Genomic DNA, 15,173 nt, shown 5'->3' on the forward strand with positions numbered 1-15,173 from the left:
TTATTGAATATCCGCCGCCGACACGCCCGCCGGCAAGGCGCTGGCGAGCCACGCGCGCCCGCTGAACTGGCGCAGACGGGTGCGATTCTCGACGATCAGGTTCCCGTCCGCGACGCGCGCCGTGTGCAGGCCGGCATCGCCCGCCGTCGCGCGCGCGCCCTCGCGAAAGCGCGGAAAGTACGCGCCGAGCAGCGCCTCGACGTTCGGCATCGCGGGTCCGCGCCACGACACGGCGTAGACGGTGCCAGCCGGATCGACGTATTCGCGTACCACGATCCCGTGTGCGTCGGTCGTCTCGCGATAGGTCAGCAGGCCGCTTTGCGCCCGGTGAACCACCGCGCCGTCCGAAGCGTCCGGCGCCCGTTTCGTGGCGCCGAGCTGCCCGTGGCAGGGCGCGCTGGCGCCGAGCGCGAGGCAAACCGCGGCGAGAAGGTACTGAGGATGTCTTATGTTTCGCATCGTTCTCTCGATTGGTATAGGAGCAGTCCTATTTTTGAAATCGAATTTTAAGATGAATGCGAAGGCGGGCGATATGGGAGCGAGACAGCCCGTACAAGCGGTGAAGAAAGGCGATTAGCGCCGCAGAAACAAGAGGTTGCGAAAACTGTCAGGGCGCATTGACGAATTGCGTGAGTGTCATAAATTGTCAAATGTGTGCCGGAGCGGTCTAATTAGTCATGGCGCTCGACGCAACCTTCGGGCGGCTTTTCCATGGACGGCGGTCCGCAATGCGATGCGTGCGCCGGACGGAGCGCAGCGACCGCCAAGCGCCCTCGACGGGCCGCTCACGCCTCTTTTTGCACGGGGCTGCGCCGGACCGGTAAAATGCTGGGTTGATCCACGGACGACCCCGTGGCGTAGCGGAAGGACTTTCCAGACATGACAGATTTTCGTGTAACGAAGCGGATGGCTGCGCTTTTCGCGGTGGCCGGAATCGTGGCGGGTTGCGGCACTTCTTCGCCCACCGCGATCAACTACAAGAGCGACCAACGCTCGAAGCAATCGTCGCTTGCCGTTCCGCCGAACCTTCTCGACGAAGCCGTCGACCAGCGGTCCCTGCCGCCGCAAGGCGGGCAGGCGTCGCTTTCGGATCTCCAGCAGGTTCAGAAAGTTGCGCCGAGCGCGCCCACGGTGGTGCCGCCGGTTTCCGGCATGCGCATCCAGCGCGACGGCGCACAGCGCTGGCTCGTCATCGACAGCAAATCGCCCGATCAGGTCTGGCCGCAAATCCGCCGCTTCTGGCAGGAGCAGGGCTTCCTGCTAGTCGTGGATTCGCGCGACAAGGGCGTGATGGAAACCGACTGGAACGAAACCCATCCGCAGATTTCCGACGGCCTCATCCGCGACACGCTCGCCAAAGCCACCGGCAACTCGTATGTGACGGCCGAGCGCAACAAGTACCGCACGCGTCTCGAAGCCGCATCGAACGGCGGCACGTACGTGTTCATCAGCCAGAAGGGCATGCGCGAGGCGCTGACCGGCGTGAACAACGACACGAGCCAGTGGCAGGCGCGTCCGAACGATCCCGCGCTCGAGAACGAATACCTGAAGCGGCTGATGTCTTCGCTCGCAATCGCTGATTCTCGCCAGGCGGCGGGTGTGGCGAGCGCAGGCGACACAGCCGCATCCGCGAACGCGCAGCCCGCGAAGGGCGGCGACAGCAAGGCGGCCGCCACGGCCGCGCAGAACGTCGCGAACGCCGGCAATAGCCCGATTCGCAACGAGACCGTGCCGCAGGCCGAGTCCGCGCAACTCACGTTGCCCGAAGCGTACGACCGCGCGTGGCTGCGCGTGGGCATGGCGCTCGACCGGGCGAACTTCACGGTGGACGACCGCGATCGGGCGCGCGGCGTCTACTTCGTGCGGTATGCCGACCCGAACGACAAGTCTGCGCGCGAGCAAGGCTTCTGGAGCCAGGTCTTCCACGGCCGCAAGGAAATCGCCGTGAAGCAGTATCAGGTCAACGTACGCGCCATTACCGAAGGCGAGACGCGCGTGGCAATCGTCGACGACAAAGGCCAGGTGGATTCATCTCCGCAAGCGCGGCAGATCATGGCGCTGCTGGCGGGTCAGATCAGCTGACTCGGCGTCTGAAGCGCACTGGTCGCTCGGTGCTAAGAAAACCGCTTCTTCACGAGGCGGTTTTTTTTCGCCACGCACAAAGGCGAATGGCAAACTCTAGCGCTGATTGCAAAGTGCGCCGCCAGACGAATAGCGTGCGAAGCAGACGCTTATATTGCGCAGAGGATTCTTTTCATCGCGCAATGTGCGCAATAGCTTATAAAAAAATGCCAGGGGACAGTACATTGCGTCCATGGCGTGAATGACACACCGCACCGCTCAAACCGGCAGCACAAGCCCGCAACAAGCCAACAGATAACGGCTCGCCGCACGCGAGCCCCGATGGCCCCGTCGCCTATCCTCGTAGGGCGACGGCTTTTGCCCGCGTTCCACCCGGAACGCGGGTTTTTTCTTTGCGCGATTAAATCGTTTTCGGCGCGTTTCACGACACGCGTTTATGCTTCGCTTTTAATCGTTCAGCGAAGACAGGAGAAAAAGCGTATGTCAGAAGTCGCCGTGGTCGCCATTTTTATCGCCAAGCCGGGAAAAGAAGAAGAGTTGCGGCAAGTGCTCGAAGCCAACGTCGAACCAACGCGCCAGGAACGCGGCGCGCTTCAGTACGATCTGCATCGCGACATCAAGGAGCCGCGCCGCTTTATCTTCGTCGAACGTTGGGAGAGCGAAGCCGCGCTCGCGGACCACGGCCAGACGCCGCACATTCAGGCGTTCAGAGCCAAGTCGCCGGAACTGTGCGAACACGGCGAAGTGCACGTCGCGAGCAAGCTGCTCTGAAGCCAGGCATCAGTGCGTTTCGTGCGGGACGTCGAGGATCAGGATGATGGTCCAGTCCGCTTCGCCGTCATGGTGATACTGACGTTCCGCCACGATAAACGGCTGTTGCTTGCCTGTCGGCCCGAGGAACAGTACATCGCCTTCCATCGGCAGGCATTCGACCGGCGGCAGCGCCAGAAACGCGTCTTTGTTGGCGTTGCGCGGCATCAGTTTCTCGATCTTGCGCGATGCCGCGTCCGTCCATTCGATATCGAGTTGGATATTGCTCATGCTGTCGTTCGCACCGGAGTGCGCTCCACGGTTGAATCGTTAAAAAAGACGATGCGCAATGTAGCACACGCCATGCGTTCCCCGTGATGTGCGAACGGCCCGCGGGCGTGAACCCGCGGGCCGTTTTTCATGCGGCGATAAGGGACGCGCGTTTCAGATTTCTTCGTACAGCGGCAACGTGAGAAATTCAGTGAACTGGTCGGACGTCGACATCGTTTCGAAGATCTTCGCGGCGCGCTCATACGGCTTCGTATCGCTGCTCGCGCCGCCGACGCTTTGCTTCACCTTCTCCAGTTCGTCGATGATGATCTCGCGCACCATCGCCGCCGTGACCTTGCGGCCGTCTTCGAGCTTGCCCTTCGGCGAGCGAATCCACTGCCACACTTGCGAGCGCGAAATCTCCGCCGTGGCGGCGTCCTCCATCAGATTGTGAATCGGCACGCAGCCATTGCCCGCGAGCCACGATCCGAGGTAATGGATGCCGACGTTCACGTTGTTGCGCAGGCCCGCTTCGGTGATCGGCGCTTCCGGGCGGAAATCGAGCAGATCGTGCGCGGTCACTTGCACATCGGGGCGCTGCTTGTCGATCTGGTTCGGCTTGTCGCCGAGCACCTTGACGAACTCTTCCATCGCGACCGGCACGAGCCCCGGGTGCGCGACCCAGCCGCCGTCGTAGCCGTCGGTGGCGTCGCGCGCCTTGTCGGAGCGCACGCCGCCCATCGCCTTGTCGTTCGCGGCGGGATCGTTCTTGATCGGAATCAAGGCGGACATGCCGCCGATGGCAGGCGCGTTGCGCTTGTGGCACGTCTTCAGCAATTCGAGTGCATAGGCGCGCATGAAGGGCACGGTCATCGTGATCTGCGAACGGTCCGCGAGGCAGAAGTTCGGATCGTTCTTGAACTTCTTGATGGCCGAAAAGATGTAGTCCCAGCGGCCGGCGTTCAGGCCGGAGCTATGTTCGCGCAGCTCGTAGAGAATCTCGTCCATTTCGAACGCGGCGAGAATCGTCTCCACGAGCACCGTCGCGCGGATCGTGCCGCGCGGAATGCCGACGCCTTCCTGCGCCGCGATAAAAATGTCGTTCCACAGACGCGCTTCGAGATGGCTTTCCATCTTCGGCAGATAGAAGTACGGGCCGCTGCCGCGAGCGATCAGTTCCTTCGCGTTGTGGAAGAGATAAAGCGCGAAGTCGAAGATGCCGCCCGACACGCGCTGGCCGTCGACGCTCACGTGCTTTTCGTCGAGATGCCAGCCGCGCGGACGCACGATCAGCGTCGCGATCTTGTCGTTGAGCGTGTACGACTTGCCGTTCTGCTCGAGCGTGATCGTCCGGCGCACGGCTTCTTTCAGGTTGATCTGGCCGACGATCTGGTTGTCCCACGCGGGCGCGTTCGAATCCTCGAAGTCGGTCATGTAGGAATCCGCGCCGGAGTTGAGCGCGTTGATGATCATCTTGCGCTCGACCGGGCCGGTTATTTCGACGCGCCGGCACTGCAGATCCTTCGGCAGCGGCGCGACGGTCCAGTCGCCTTCGCGGATCGCCTTCGTTTCTTCGAGAAATCCGGGGCGCTCGCCTGCGTCGAGGCGCTTGGTGCGCTCCACGCGCGCGGCGAGCAGTTCCTGACGGCGCGGCTCGAACCGGCGATGCAGCATCGCGACGAACGCGAGCGCCTCGGGCGTCAGAATGGCTTCGAAGCCGGGCTTGATCTCAGCCGAAATGGCCATGCCTTCCGGCAACGCGAGCGGGTTCGAAGGGTGCGTCATGTGTTTTCTCCTTGGTCGGTCAGACGGTTTTGCTTTTGGGTTCTACGGTTTTTGCGATGACGAGCGCTTTCGCGCGCCCGCGCGATCGGCGGCGAGGGGAATAGACTGCTGCGCGCAACCCCCTTCGATGAACGCGACGAGTTCGTTCATGCCGCGCCCCATCCCGCGCGGCGCGACGCCGAGTTCCTCGACCGGCAAGCTCGCGCGATCCAGCCAGAACGTGGTGTAGCCGAACCACGTCGCGCCGGCGATATCCCATCCGTTGGATGAGACGAACACGATCTCGCGCGCCGCCGCGCCGAACGCTTGCAGCCCGAGTTCATAGGCAGCGGCGGCCGGCTTGAACGCCCGCACGGGCTCGACCGACAACACGTGCTCGAAGAAGCCCGCCATGCCGGCGCTTTTGACGGCAATGTCGAGCATCGGCGGATTGCCGTTCGACAGAATCGCGAGCGGCAGACCGTGGCGTTCGCGCAGCGTTTTGAGCGCGGGCAGCGTGTCGGGAAATGCGGACAGGCAGGCGTATTCGTCCATCAGGCGCTTCTCGGCGGCGGCCGTGAGCGCGCCCGTCAGGCCGAGGCGCGCGGCTGCGTATCGCAGCGCGTCGATGGTGATGTCCCAGAACGGCGCGTAATGGCTGCCGGACGGATCGGCCAGGCTGCGTAGCTGCGTGTATTCGATCTGCTTCTGCCGCCAAAGCTGAGACAGCGCTTGCCCGTTGCCGGGAAAAAGCTGCTCGGCGGCAGCGACGACCGAATGGACATCGAAGAGCGTGCCGTAAGCGTCGAAGATGACTGCGCGGGGAAGCACAGATGAGGATGAGGACGATGCGTGTGTCGTTGTGGCCGACATAGCCGTGCGCTCCATGAAGAGGTCGGGGTCGATTTTATTGGTGATCGAACGGGTGGAAAAAGGCCGGCCAGATCACTTGATCTTTTACTTTTTCATGCCTAATCTGTGCGCCAATTCCCCGCATTGACGAGCAAAAGCGCATGGATCGGTTCAAGCAGCTAGAGACGTTCGCCTCCGTCGCGGCGAAAGGTAGTCTTTCGGCGGCGGCGCAGGCGGAAGGCATCGCGCCGGCCGTCATCGGCAGAAGGCTGGACGCGCTGGAGGAACGGCTCGGCGTGAAGCTGCTCGTGCGCACGACGCGCAAGATCACGCTCACGTTCGAAGGCTCCGCATTTCTCGAAGACTGTCAGCGCATCATCAACGACATGCAGAACGCGGAGGCAAGCGTGTCGGCGGGCGGCGTGAAGGCGAGCGGGCACGTGCGCGTGTCCGCGCCCGCGGGCTTCGGACGGCGCCACGTCGCGCCGCTCGTCGCGGCTTTCACGACGCTGCACCCGGACGTCTCCGTGAGCCTCGACCTGACGGACCGCATGATCGATCTCGTGAACGAAGGTTTCGATTGCGCGGTGCGGCTCGGCGAGTTGCCGGATTCGTCGCTGGTGTCGCTCAAGCTGGGCGAGAACCGGCGCGTCTGCGTGGCGTCGCCGGAGTATCTCCAGAAGCGCGGCAAGCCCGCCACGTTGAGCGCGCTCGCCGACCACAACTGCCTCGCGCTCGGCGCGTCCGCCAATCAGCAGCGCGGCTGGGTGTTTCAGCAGGACGGCAAGGTCGTGACGATCAAGGTGTCCGGCACGATGGAATGCTCGGACGGCGCCGTGCTCCATGAATGGTGTCTGGAAGGGCGCGGCCTCGCGTGGCGATCGTGGTGGGAAGTGGGCGCGGATATCGGCGCAGGAAGGCTCTTGAGCGTGCTCGACGATTTCGCCGCGCCGCCCATCGGCATTCACGCCGTATTCCCGCAGCGCCGGCACCTGCCGTTGCGGGTGCGGCTGTTTCTCGATCTTCTCAAGCATACCTATGCCGCTCCGGGGTACTGGGAAGCGCTCGTTTCGTAACGAGACTCGCTACGGATTCCTACTTATCGTTATCTCGACTGCATCGCCGCGCGGCCGCCTGACTACAATGAAAGCGTGCCCCGCCGTTTCGAAGGAGGACGCCATGTTCAAGCACATCCTTGTACCGACCGACGGCTCCGAGCTGTCGCAGAAAGCCATAGACGGCGCGATCGACCTCGCGCAGTCGGTTGGCGCGCGCATCACCGCTTACGCGTGTCTGCCGCAGTATCCGTACTCGCCGTTCGCGGATGTCGCCGTCGAGCCGCCCGACGACTTTCACGCCCGCGCCGAACGCGAGGCGCGCGAGCATCTGCGGGCCGTCGAGCGCGCGGCCGAGGAGGCGGGCGTGCCGTGCGACAGCGTGACGAGCATCGAGGCGGCACCGTATATCGGCATCATCGACGCGGCGGAGCAGAACGGCTGCGACGTCATCCTCATGGCATCGCACGGCCGTCGCGGGCTCGGAAGCCTGCTTATCGGCAGCGAAACGCAGCGCGTGCTGACGCACACGCGCATTCCGGTCATCGTGTACCGCTGATGTCGCGGCGGCCGACACGCACACCACGCGCGCCCGGCCGCCGCTTTCTTTGCCGCTCTCCCTGATTCAGCCTGCCCTAGGGCAATGCCGCTTTCGGTTGCTTAAGCTACTTTCTTGTCGAAGAACTGCTCGTCTTCGGTCGATCCGTGCAGCGCGGTCGTCGACGCTTCGCGTTCGACCGTCTGCGTGACGGCATCGAAGTAGCCCGTGCCCACTTCGCGCTGATGCTTGACCGCCGTGAAGCCCTTGTCGGCGGCGGCGAACTCGGCCTGCTGCAATTCGACGAACGCGCTCATCTGCGTGCGCGCATAGCCGTGCGCCAGGTTGAACATCGAGTAGTTCAGCGCGTGGAAGCCCGCGAGCGTGATGAACTGGAACTTGTAGCCCATCGCGCCGAGTTCGCGCTGGAACTTGGCGATGGTCGCGTCGTCGAGGTTCTTCTTCCAGTTGAACGACGGCGAGCAGTTGTACGACAGCAGCTTGCCGGGAAACTGCTTGTGGATGGCTTCGGCGAACTTCTTTGCGTATTCGAGGTCCGGCTTGCCCGTTTCGCACCAGACGAGATCGGCGTACGGCGCGTACGCGAGACCGCGCGAGACGGCCTGTTCGAGACCCGGTCGCGTGCGATAGAAGCCTTCCACGGTGCGCTCGCCGGTCAAGAACGGCTTGTCGTTTTCGTCGATGTCGGAGGTCACGAGATCGGCGGCTTCCGCGTCGGTGCGCGCGACGAGCAGCGTCGGCGTGCCGCAGACGTCGGCGGCGAGACGCGCTGCGACCAGTTTCGCGACGTTCTCGCGCGTCGGCACGAGCACCTTGCCGCCCATGTGCCCGCACTTCTTGACGGAGGCGAGCTGGTCCTCGAAGTGAACGCCCGCGGCTCCAGCTTCGATCATCGCCTTCATCAGTTCGAACGCGTTGAGCACGCCGCCGAAGCCGGCTTCCGCGTCTGCCACGATCGGCGCGAAGTAGTCGATATAGCCTTCATCGCCCGGGTTCTTACCTTCCGACCACTGGATCTGATCGGCGCGCGTGAACGTGTTGTTGATGCGCTTCACGACGAGCGGCACCGAATTGGCCGGATACAGCGACTGGTCCGGATACATTTCGCCCGCGATGTTGGCGTCGCCGGCTACTTGCCAGCCGGACAGGTAGATGGCCTTGAGGCCCGCCTTGACCTGCTGCATCGCCTGATTGCCGGTCAGCGCGCCGAGCGCATTGACGAACGGCTCTTCCTGAATGAGCGACCAGAGCTTCTCGGCGCCGCGTCGCGCAAGCGTGTGCTCGACCGGCACCGAGCCGCGCAGACGCACGACGTCCTCGGCCGAGTAGCCGCGCTTGATGCCTTTCCAGCGCGGATCGGTTTCCCACTGCTGATGGAGTTGCTGGGCTTGTTGTTGACGTGACGTCATGGCGTTTCTCCTTGAGATTGGGCTGTAAGACGAAACCGTTGTCGATGCTTGATCGCGTTGTGAGCAGTGACGCTGCGTTTTGCTCAACTCTTATATAAGAGTGTAGGCCCCTCGGTGGTCGATAAAAAGCCGTCGCAAGGAGTTTTGGTGCATCCAAATGTGCTTTTAGATCAATGACCTATAGTCTTCGTTTCATAATGCGCAATGTTCTTTCCCATGCTGCAATCGCCTTCGTTGTGCCGCGCAGCAGCGCTTTTGCGACGCAAAAAAACGTTGCGCATTATGAAATGCAAAAGGCGGGCGAAAAAAAACCGATGCGCGAGGCATCGGTTTTTCTGTCTTGCTGGCGAAAGTCGGCGTTATCGCGCCGTCCCTCCGCTTACATCAGTTGCCGCGGCGCGGTGCGCGCGGGCCGTCGTTGCGGCGCGCGCTGTAGCCGTCGCGCTGGCCGAAACCGCCTTCGCGGTTGCCGCCGCGATAGCCGCCGTCACGGTCGCCGCTACCGGCGTTGCTGCCGCGATAACCGCCTTCGCGATAGCCGCCTTCGCGCGAACCGGCGCCCGACTTGTTGCCGTAGCCGCTCGCGTTGGCCGCGCCGTAGCCGCGTCCGCCGCCATTGCCGCTGCCGAAGCGCCGGCCGCCGTTACCGCTGCCCGGACGGCCGCGGCCGCCGAAACCGCCCTTCGGCGGCGACTTGCGCGGCTCGAAGCCGACAACGACATTCACCGGCAGCGGCGCGTGCACGAAGCGCTCGATGCGCTTGAGCGCGCCCATTTCGGCGTGATGCACGAGGCTCACGGCCGTGCCGCTGCGTCCGGCGCGGCCCGTGCGGCCGATGCGGTGCACGTAGTCTTCGGCGAACTTCGGCAGGTCGTAGTTAAAGACGTGCGTGATGCCCGGAATGTCGATACCGCGCGCCGCGACATCCGTGGCCACCAGCACGCGCACGCGGCGCTCGCGCAGCGCGCGGATGGTGCGGTTGCGCGCGCCTTGCGGCAGGTCGCCGTGCAGCGCGGCGGATTCGAAGCCCGCGTCCGACAGACGATTTGCGATCAGATCGGCGTCGCTCTTCGTCGCCGTGAACACGATAGCCTGATCCAGCTCGGTATCGCGCAGCAGGTGATCGAGCAGGCGATCCTTGTGGTCGCGGTCGTCGACGTAATGCACGGTCTGCGCGATGTTGCTGCGCGCTTCCAGCTTCTGCACGATCTCGATGCGCTCGGGATCCTTCAGCAGGCGGCCGGTCAGCGACGCGATCTTGCCGTCGATGGTTGCCGAGAAGAGCAGCGTCTGACGCGTGGCCGGCGTGGCCGCGACGATCGTTTCGATGTCTTCGATGAAGCCCATGTCGAGCATGCGGTCGGCTTCGTCGAGCACGAGCATGTTGAGGTTCGACAGGTCGATGCGGCCGCGCTCAAGATGGTCGATCAGACGGCCCGGCGTCGCGACGAGGATTTCAGGGTTCTTCGCGAGCAGCATGAGTTGCTGGCCGTACGCGACGCCACCGAGAATGCTGACCGTGCGCAGGCGGCGCAGATGGCGCCCGTACGTGGTCGCGGCGGCGGACACTTGCATGGCGAGCTCGCGCGTCGGCGTGAGCACGAGCAGCTGCGGGCGCGCGATCGGCTGCGGACGGCGGCCGGGGCGCGCGTTCGGGTCGCGCGGCTGACGCGGCTGCTGCGCCTGGAGCTTTTCCAGTTGCGCGAATTTTTCGATGGCCGGCAGCATGAACGCCGCCGTCTTGCCGGAGCCGGTCGGGCTCGAAACGAGCAGATCGCGGCCGGCGAGCGCGGCGGGAATCGCGCGCTGCTGCACGGGCGTCGGCGACTGGTAGCCGGCGTCGGTCAATGCGGAAACGATATCGGCCGACAGACCGAGCGATTCGAAAGTGGGGCCGGCGGGCACTGCGGGAGCCGTTTCGGCCGAGGCAGCGGCCGGGGCTGCGGGTGCGGCCGTGTCGGCGGCCGGGGAAATGCCAAGCGTTTGTGCTGCGATGTTGTCCAACGGGCTGGGGGTGAAGCTCGAAGTCATGTCGATCCTTGAAACGGGAAATAAGGCGTCGGCGCCAATCGGCATACCCAGGTCGTTGGATTCAGCGAGCGAAGAAACAGCGAGCAAATCGAAAAACGGGGGCAACTCGCGCATACAGACGGCGAGCATCGTTGTTAGAAGCTGTATCGGATACGTCAGGGCGCTTAAGCACTGACGTCAGCCTGGTGCATGACGGGCCGCGAAATGAATAGCGCACAAACGATGCGCTACGGCCTGGCAGGGAAGGGACAGTTTCTAAACTGGATTGGAGCGAAACGCTACGAAGCACTCTGATACGGGGCACGGTGCCTTGCGGCGTGCGCCTCGTAATCAGCTGCATGACAAGAAGTATAGCGGAATTTGCTGCACCGCGCCACAGTTTGACGCATTCGCGCGCCATCGGAGGGCATCGAAGGCGCGCGGCAGATGTCGTCGGTCAGCCTGCCTCGCCGCGTTTGAGCGACTCGACGAGTTCGACGTAGCGCTCCTTGGCGGTATCGGCCGGCGTGCCTTTCAGCGCGGCCCATGCTTCGTGCTTGTATTTGCCGGCGATATCGGTGAAGCCGGGCGCATCGCCTTCTACGTCGCCGACGCTCGCCTGCTTGTACAGCGCGTAGAGACGCAGAAGCGTGAGATTGCCGGGGCGCTCGGGCAACTGCGTGACGTCGGCTTGCGCGCGGGCGAATTGCTGATCGAGGTCGGTCATGCGGGCGTCCTGTTCAATTTGAGATGCCGACGATCTTAGCAAGCGCAAGCGGGCCGTCTGTGGAGGCATCCTTCGAATCCGTTGCACGGCGAGCGGGCGCGTCATCGCGCGGAAAAGTCCGCGAACGCCTGCCGCATGTCACGCGAGCCGCAAAAGCCGGCGCAGTCCCGCATTACAATACGGCCTATGACACGCACCGTACTGCTCGCTCTCGATACTTCGACGGAATTCTGCTCCGTCGCGCTTTTGCTCGACGATCCCGCGGCCAAGCCGTCGTCCATTGCCGCGCCGGCTTACCTGATCGGGGATACGTCGGTGTGGTTCCGCCACGAAGCGACGGGCGCGGTGTCCAGCACGCGCCTTTTGCCGGCGGTGCGCGAGCTCCTCGACGAAGCAGGGCTCGCCCTCGCCGACTGCAACGCCATTGCCTTCGGCGCGGGGCCGGGGTCGTTCACCGGCCTGCGTACGGCGACCGGCGTCGCGCAAGGGCTCGCGTTCGGGCTGAATGTTCCGGTGGTGCCGGTGAGCACGCTGCTCGCCTGCGCGGAAGCGGCCAGGCTCAACGACGCGTCGTTGCCGGATCGCGTGCTCGTCGCGCTGGATGCGCGCATGGATGAGGTCTATTGGGCCGAGTACGAGCAGGAACCCGCGCCCGGCGACTGGCGCGAACTGCATGGCGCATCGCTCGATCGTCCCGACGCGCTGCCGCTTCCCGCGGTGCCGTTCGCGCTCGCGGGCAACGCGGCGGCGGCGTTCGGCGATCGCCTGCCCGCGCTCGCGGCCGCCGCGCATGTCGACCGCGATGCGCTGCCGCACGCGCTGCCGGTCGCGCTGCTCGGCTTGCGCGCGCTCAAGGCGGGACGCGCGGTCGCGCCGGAACTCGCCGCGCCGGACTATGTGCGCAACAAGGTCGCGCAGACGACGGCCGAGCGCACCGAAGCGCGCGCCGCTGCGGCGAAGGCCGGCGCGCAGTCTCCCGGCGCGGAGGCGCTTCGGTGAGCGGCGTGTTGCTCGCGGATCGGTATCTCACGCCGATGACCGAAGCGGACCTCGACGAAGTCGCCGCCGTCGAAAAGCTCGCCTACGAATTCCCGTGGAGCCGCGGCAACTTCCAGGACTCGCTGCGCAACGGCTACTACGGCGTGTGCCTGCGTCACGTGACCGGCACGCTCATCGGCTATTGCGTGCTGATGCCTGTGGTCGATGAAATGCATCTGCTGAATCTGTGCGTCGCGCCGTCCGCCCAACGCGCCGGCGCGGGCCTGACGCTGCTGCGCGAGGCCGTGCGCGTCGCGCGTGCCGAAAAGCTCGAAGGCATGCTGCTCGAAGTGCGGCCGTCGAATGCCCGCGCCATCCAGCTTTACGAGCGGTTCGGCTTCACGGCCATCGGGCGTCGCAAGAATTATTACCCCGCGCGGCATCGGTCGCGCGAGGACGCAATCGTCATGCGTCTGTCGTTCAAGGAGAGTGTGCATGGCGCTCGATGAATCGCTGATCGAGGAACTCGGGATCGGGTTCCTTTGGGTGAGGAGAAGGGCGGAGGCGAATGCCGCAGCCGAGCCGCTGCCGCAGCGCGTCTCCCGCGACGCTGCCGCCGATGCGGCGAAAGCGGCACCACAGGCCGATTCGGCAATTGCCGCGGCCCGCTCGCAAGCACCGATGCCGCCGATGGACGCCTCTCGCACAACGGCGCCGGATGCCGCGGATTCGTCGCTTCACGCCTCGCACGCTCAGGCGCCCGATGAAGCGGAAGCGGCACCCCGCCTGGAGCCGGCAATGGTCCCGAACCGCTTGCACGCGGAAAACACGACGCACCCCGCAGAGCCGGCACGGACCGCGAGCCGCTCTGATACTCCGACGCCGCCGCCGGACGCGTTTGCTCCCGTGTCTGCTCGCCACGCCGCATCCGCGAAAGCCCGCACCGAGCCGCAGTCCGAATTCGACGCGCAGCCCTCGGATTACCCACCGTTCGACGCCTACGACGACCTTCCCTGGACCGACGACGCGCCGTCGCCTGCAACGCCCGTCGCGCCCGCCGTGCCCGACGACGTCCGCACGCTCGACTGGACCGCGCTCGAAGATCGCGTCGCGGGTTGCGAGCTATGCCGCCTGTGCGAACGCCGGACGAACGCGGTGTTCGGCGTGGGCGACCGCGAAGCCGACTGGATGTTGATCGGCGAAGCGCCCGGGGAGAACGAGGACAAGCAAGGCGAGCCGTTCGTCGGACAGGCGGGCAAGCTGCTCGACAACATGCTGCACGCGCTCGGCCTTTCGCGCGAATCGAACGTCTATATCGCGAACGTCATCAAGTGCCGGCCGCCCGGCAACCGTAATCCGGAACTCGACGAAGTCGCGCGTTGCGAGCCGTATTTGCAGCGTCAGGTCGAACTCGTGAAGCCGAAGATCATCGTTGCACTCGGGCGTTTCGCGGCGCAAAGCCTGCTCAAGAGCGAGGCGAGCATCGCGGCGTTGCGCGGGCGCGTGCACGAGTATCGCGGCGTGCCGGTCGTCGTCACGTATCACCCGGCGTATCTGTTGCGCAGCCTGCCCGACAAGGCGAAGGCCTGGGCCGATCTGTGCCTCGCCCGCAAGACGCACGCCGAAGCGCTCGCCGCGCTCGGCGTCGAACCGGGAGCCGGGAAGGGCGCGCGCGGATGACCGGCCTGTCGCGCCTCGTCGATCGCTTCGGGGACGCGACGGTGCGTGATCTGGCGTGGCTGCTTTTCTCGCCCGATCTCCTGCGCGAGAGCGCGGCGGGCGCGCCGCTCGCGCAGCCGTTCGAATCGGCCGATGCGCGCGACGCCACGCTCGCGTGGCTCGCTGGGCTCGACGCCGCGCCGGACGCATTGCACGTGCGCTCGCGCAATCCCAAATCGACGCGCCTCGGCATCTACGCCGAAAGCCTGCTCGAATTCTTTCTGGCGCACGGGCCGGCCGCGCGGCTGATCGCGGCAAACGTGCCGCTGCGGCGTCAGCGCCGCACCATCGGAGAATGCGACTTTCTGCTGGAGACGGCGGCCGGCGCGCGGCTGCACTGGGAGCTGGCAGTGAAGTTCTATCTGCACATCGGCGATGGCGTCGCGCGCGCGGCGCGCTTGTCGGACTATGTCGGGCCCAATCTGCAGGATCGCTTCGATCTGAAGCACGCCCGGCTCTTGACGCATCAACTCGGCTTGACGTCGCGGGCGGAGTTCGCCGCGCTCGGGCTGGAGGGGCCGTGGCACCCGCAGTTGTTCATCAAGGGGCGGCTCTTCTATCACGATGAAGGCATCGCGCCCGCGCCGGAAGTGGGCGAAGCGCATGTGCGCGGATGGTGGCTGACGGCGACGGAATGGCGCCATCGGCATGGAGGGCATGACGCGCAGGAAGATCGCGCGTGGGTTGTGCAGCCGCGGCTTGCGTGGCTCGCGCCGCGCCGCCTGAACGCGCCGGATGCCGATACGTTGATCGACGAGGCCGCCGCCATTCACACGCGTCTTGCCGCCATCGCCGCGCCGACGATGGTCGCCGCCTACGTGCGCGACAGCGCGACCGGCTGGACCGAGGAATCGCGCGGCTTCATCGTCCCGGACGACTGGCCGGAGCGGGCGAGCGCGTTCGCTGCTTCCGGGCTTCCCGCGCCCGCGTGACTTTCCGACGCGTGACCGACGTTCGGCCGCGCGCTCGCTTCGGCGGTGGCGCTCGCCGGAGGCATC

Annotated in this window: 15 protein-coding genes; 8 read left to right on the forward strand and 7 right to left on the reverse strand. The window is 65.1% G+C overall.

Annotation, left to right across the window (positions count from 1 at the left end):
- Nucleotides 1-459, reverse strand: a complete 459-nt coding sequence (locus tag NCR37_RS05515) for a DUF2844 domain-containing protein (RefSeq protein WP_250472119.1) — start codon at nucleotides 457-459, stop codon at nucleotides 1-3.
- Between the two features lie 420 nt (nucleotides 460-879).
- Between NCR37_RS05515 and bamC the strand changes: the two genes are divergently transcribed.
- Together bamC and NCR37_RS05525 are read left to right on the forward strand one after the other, a co-directional pair.
- Entirely contained in the window at nucleotides 880-2,082 is a 1,203-nt protein-coding gene (gene bamC, locus NCR37_RS05520) for an NlpB/DapX family lipoprotein (RefSeq protein ID WP_250472120.1), read from the forward strand.
- 480 nt (nucleotides 2,083-2,562) lie between these two features.
- Nucleotides 2,563-2,853: a putative quinol monooxygenase gene (locus NCR37_RS05525; RefSeq protein WP_250472121.1), complete on the forward strand. Its 291-nt coding sequence runs from the start codon at nucleotides 2,563-2,565 to the stop codon at nucleotides 2,851-2,853.
- Nucleotides 2,854-2,862: 9 nt separating this feature from the next.
- Here NCR37_RS05525 and NCR37_RS05530 read toward each other — a convergent pair whose 3' ends face one another.
- From NCR37_RS05530 to NCR37_RS05540, 3 genes are all read right to left on the reverse strand, one after another.
- The gene (locus NCR37_RS05530; protein WP_250472122.1) at nucleotides 2,863-3,123 is read right to left on the reverse strand and encodes a DNA-binding protein; all 261 of its coding nucleotides are present in this window, start codon (nucleotides 3,121-3,123) and stop codon (nucleotides 2,863-2,865) included.
- Nucleotides 3,124-3,276: 153 nt separating this feature from the next.
- On the reverse strand, nucleotides 3,277-4,887 hold the full coding sequence (aceB, locus tag NCR37_RS05535; RefSeq protein WP_250472123.1) for a malate synthase A: 1,611 nt from the start codon (nucleotides 4,885-4,887) through the stop codon (nucleotides 3,277-3,279).
- Nucleotides 4,888-4,929: 42 nt separating this feature from the next.
- Nucleotides 4,930-5,739, reverse strand: a complete 810-nt coding sequence (locus NCR37_RS05540) for a haloacid dehalogenase type II (protein ID WP_250472124.1) — start codon at nucleotides 5,737-5,739, stop codon at nucleotides 4,930-4,932.
- 140 nt (nucleotides 5,740-5,879) lie between these two features.
- On the opposite strand from NCR37_RS05540, the gene NCR37_RS05545 reads away from it, so the two are divergent.
- Both NCR37_RS05545 and NCR37_RS05550 read left to right on the forward strand, forming a co-directional pair.
- A complete protein-coding gene (locus tag NCR37_RS05545) occupies nucleotides 5,880-6,794 on the forward strand; it encodes a LysR family transcriptional regulator (RefSeq protein WP_250472125.1) in 915 nt (304 codons plus the stop codon).
- Nucleotides 6,795-6,897: 103 nt separating this feature from the next.
- Complete coding sequence (locus NCR37_RS05550; protein ID WP_159835955.1) at nucleotides 6,898-7,332, forward strand: universal stress protein; 435 nt, start codon at nucleotides 6,898-6,900, stop codon at nucleotides 7,330-7,332.
- Between the two features lie 101 nt (nucleotides 7,333-7,433).
- Here NCR37_RS05550 and aceA read toward each other — a convergent pair whose 3' ends face one another.
- From aceA to NCR37_RS05565, 3 genes are all read right to left on the reverse strand, one after another.
- Nucleotides 7,434-8,741 (reverse strand): isocitrate lyase, encoded by a 1,308-nt coding sequence (gene aceA, locus NCR37_RS05555; protein WP_175940102.1) that lies wholly within the window; start codon nucleotides 8,739-8,741, stop codon nucleotides 7,434-7,436.
- 384 nt (nucleotides 8,742-9,125) lie between these two features.
- Nucleotides 9,126-10,772 (reverse strand): DEAD/DEAH box helicase, encoded by a 1,647-nt coding sequence (locus NCR37_RS05560; protein ID WP_250472126.1) that lies wholly within the window; start codon nucleotides 10,770-10,772, stop codon nucleotides 9,126-9,128.
- Between the two features lie 436 nt (nucleotides 10,773-11,208).
- Entirely contained in the window at nucleotides 11,209-11,478 is a 270-nt protein-coding gene (locus NCR37_RS05565) for an acyl-CoA-binding protein (RefSeq protein WP_250472127.1), read from the reverse strand.
- 186 nt (nucleotides 11,479-11,664) lie between these two features.
- Between NCR37_RS05565 and tsaB the strand changes: the two genes are divergently transcribed.
- From tsaB to NCR37_RS05585, 4 genes are read left to right on the forward strand one after another with little or no spacing between them, the layout of a single operon-like run.
- Nucleotides 11,665-12,477: a tRNA (adenosine(37)-N6)-threonylcarbamoyltransferase complex dimerization subunit type 1 TsaB gene (gene tsaB, locus NCR37_RS05570; RefSeq protein ID WP_250472128.1), complete on the forward strand. Its 813-nt coding sequence runs from the start codon at nucleotides 11,665-11,667 to the stop codon at nucleotides 12,475-12,477.
- The gene (gene rimI / locus NCR37_RS05575; RefSeq protein ID WP_250472129.1) at nucleotides 12,474-12,965 is read left to right on the forward strand and encodes a ribosomal protein S18-alanine N-acetyltransferase; all 492 of its coding nucleotides are present in this window, start codon (nucleotides 12,474-12,476) and stop codon (nucleotides 12,963-12,965) included. The genes tsaB and rimI overlap by 4 nt, the downstream gene beginning before the upstream one ends.
- On the forward strand, nucleotides 12,952-14,136 hold the full coding sequence (locus NCR37_RS05580) for a uracil-DNA glycosylase (protein ID WP_250472130.1): 1,185 nt from the start codon (nucleotides 12,952-12,954) through the stop codon (nucleotides 14,134-14,136). The genes rimI and NCR37_RS05580 overlap by 14 nt, the downstream gene beginning before the upstream one ends.
- The gene (locus NCR37_RS05585; protein WP_250472131.1) at nucleotides 14,133-15,107 is read left to right on the forward strand and encodes a DUF1853 family protein; all 975 of its coding nucleotides are present in this window, start codon (nucleotides 14,133-14,135) and stop codon (nucleotides 15,105-15,107) included. The genes NCR37_RS05580 and NCR37_RS05585 overlap by 4 nt, the downstream gene beginning before the upstream one ends.
- Nucleotides 15,108-15,173: the final 66 nt, after the last annotated feature.

This window comes from Caballeronia sp. GAFFF1, assembly GCF_023630705.1.
GTDB lineage: Bacteria > Pseudomonadota > Gammaproteobacteria > Burkholderiales > Burkholderiaceae > Caballeronia.

Coding starts and splice junctions, on each gene's coding strand:
- NCR37_RS05515 (WP_250472119.1), bottom strand. CDS start 459: ATGCGAAACATAAGACATCCTCAGTACCTTCTCGCCGCGGTTTGCCTC.
- NCR37_RS05560 (WP_250472126.1), bottom strand. CDS start 10,772: ATGACTTCGAGCTTCACCCCCAGCCCGTTGGACAACATCGCAGCACAA.
- aceA (WP_175940102.1), bottom strand. CDS start 8,741: ATGACGTCACGTCAACAACAAGCCCAGCAACTCCATCAGCAGTGGGAA.
- NCR37_RS05580 (WP_250472130.1), top strand. CDS start 12,952: ATGGCGCTCGATGAATCGCTGATCGAGGAACTCGGGATCGGGTTCCTT.
- NCR37_RS05540 (WP_250472124.1), bottom strand. CDS start 5,739: ATGTCGGCCACAACGACACACGCATCGTCCTCATCCTCATCTGTGCTT.
- NCR37_RS05585 (WP_250472131.1), top strand. CDS start 14,133: ATGACCGGCCTGTCGCGCCTCGTCGATCGCTTCGGGGACGCGACGGTG.
- NCR37_RS05550 (WP_159835955.1), top strand. CDS start 6,898: ATGTTCAAGCACATCCTTGTACCGACCGACGGCTCCGAGCTGTCGCAG.
- bamC (WP_250472120.1), top strand. CDS start 880: ATGACAGATTTTCGTGTAACGAAGCGGATGGCTGCGCTTTTCGCGGTG.
- aceB (WP_250472123.1), bottom strand. CDS start 4,887: ATGACGCACCCTTCGAACCCGCTCGCGTTGCCGGAAGGCATGGCCATT.
- NCR37_RS05530 (WP_250472122.1), bottom strand. CDS start 3,123: ATGAGCAATATCCAACTCGATATCGAATGGACGGACGCGGCATCGCGC.
- NCR37_RS05565 (WP_250472127.1), bottom strand. CDS start 11,478: ATGACCGACCTCGATCAGCAATTCGCCCGCGCGCAAGCCGACGTCACG.
- NCR37_RS05545 (WP_250472125.1), top strand. CDS start 5,880: ATGGATCGGTTCAAGCAGCTAGAGACGTTCGCCTCCGTCGCGGCGAAA.
- NCR37_RS05525 (WP_250472121.1), top strand. CDS start 2,563: ATGTCAGAAGTCGCCGTGGTCGCCATTTTTATCGCCAAGCCGGGAAAA.
- tsaB (WP_250472128.1), top strand. CDS start 11,665: ATGACACGCACCGTACTGCTCGCTCTCGATACTTCGACGGAATTCTGC.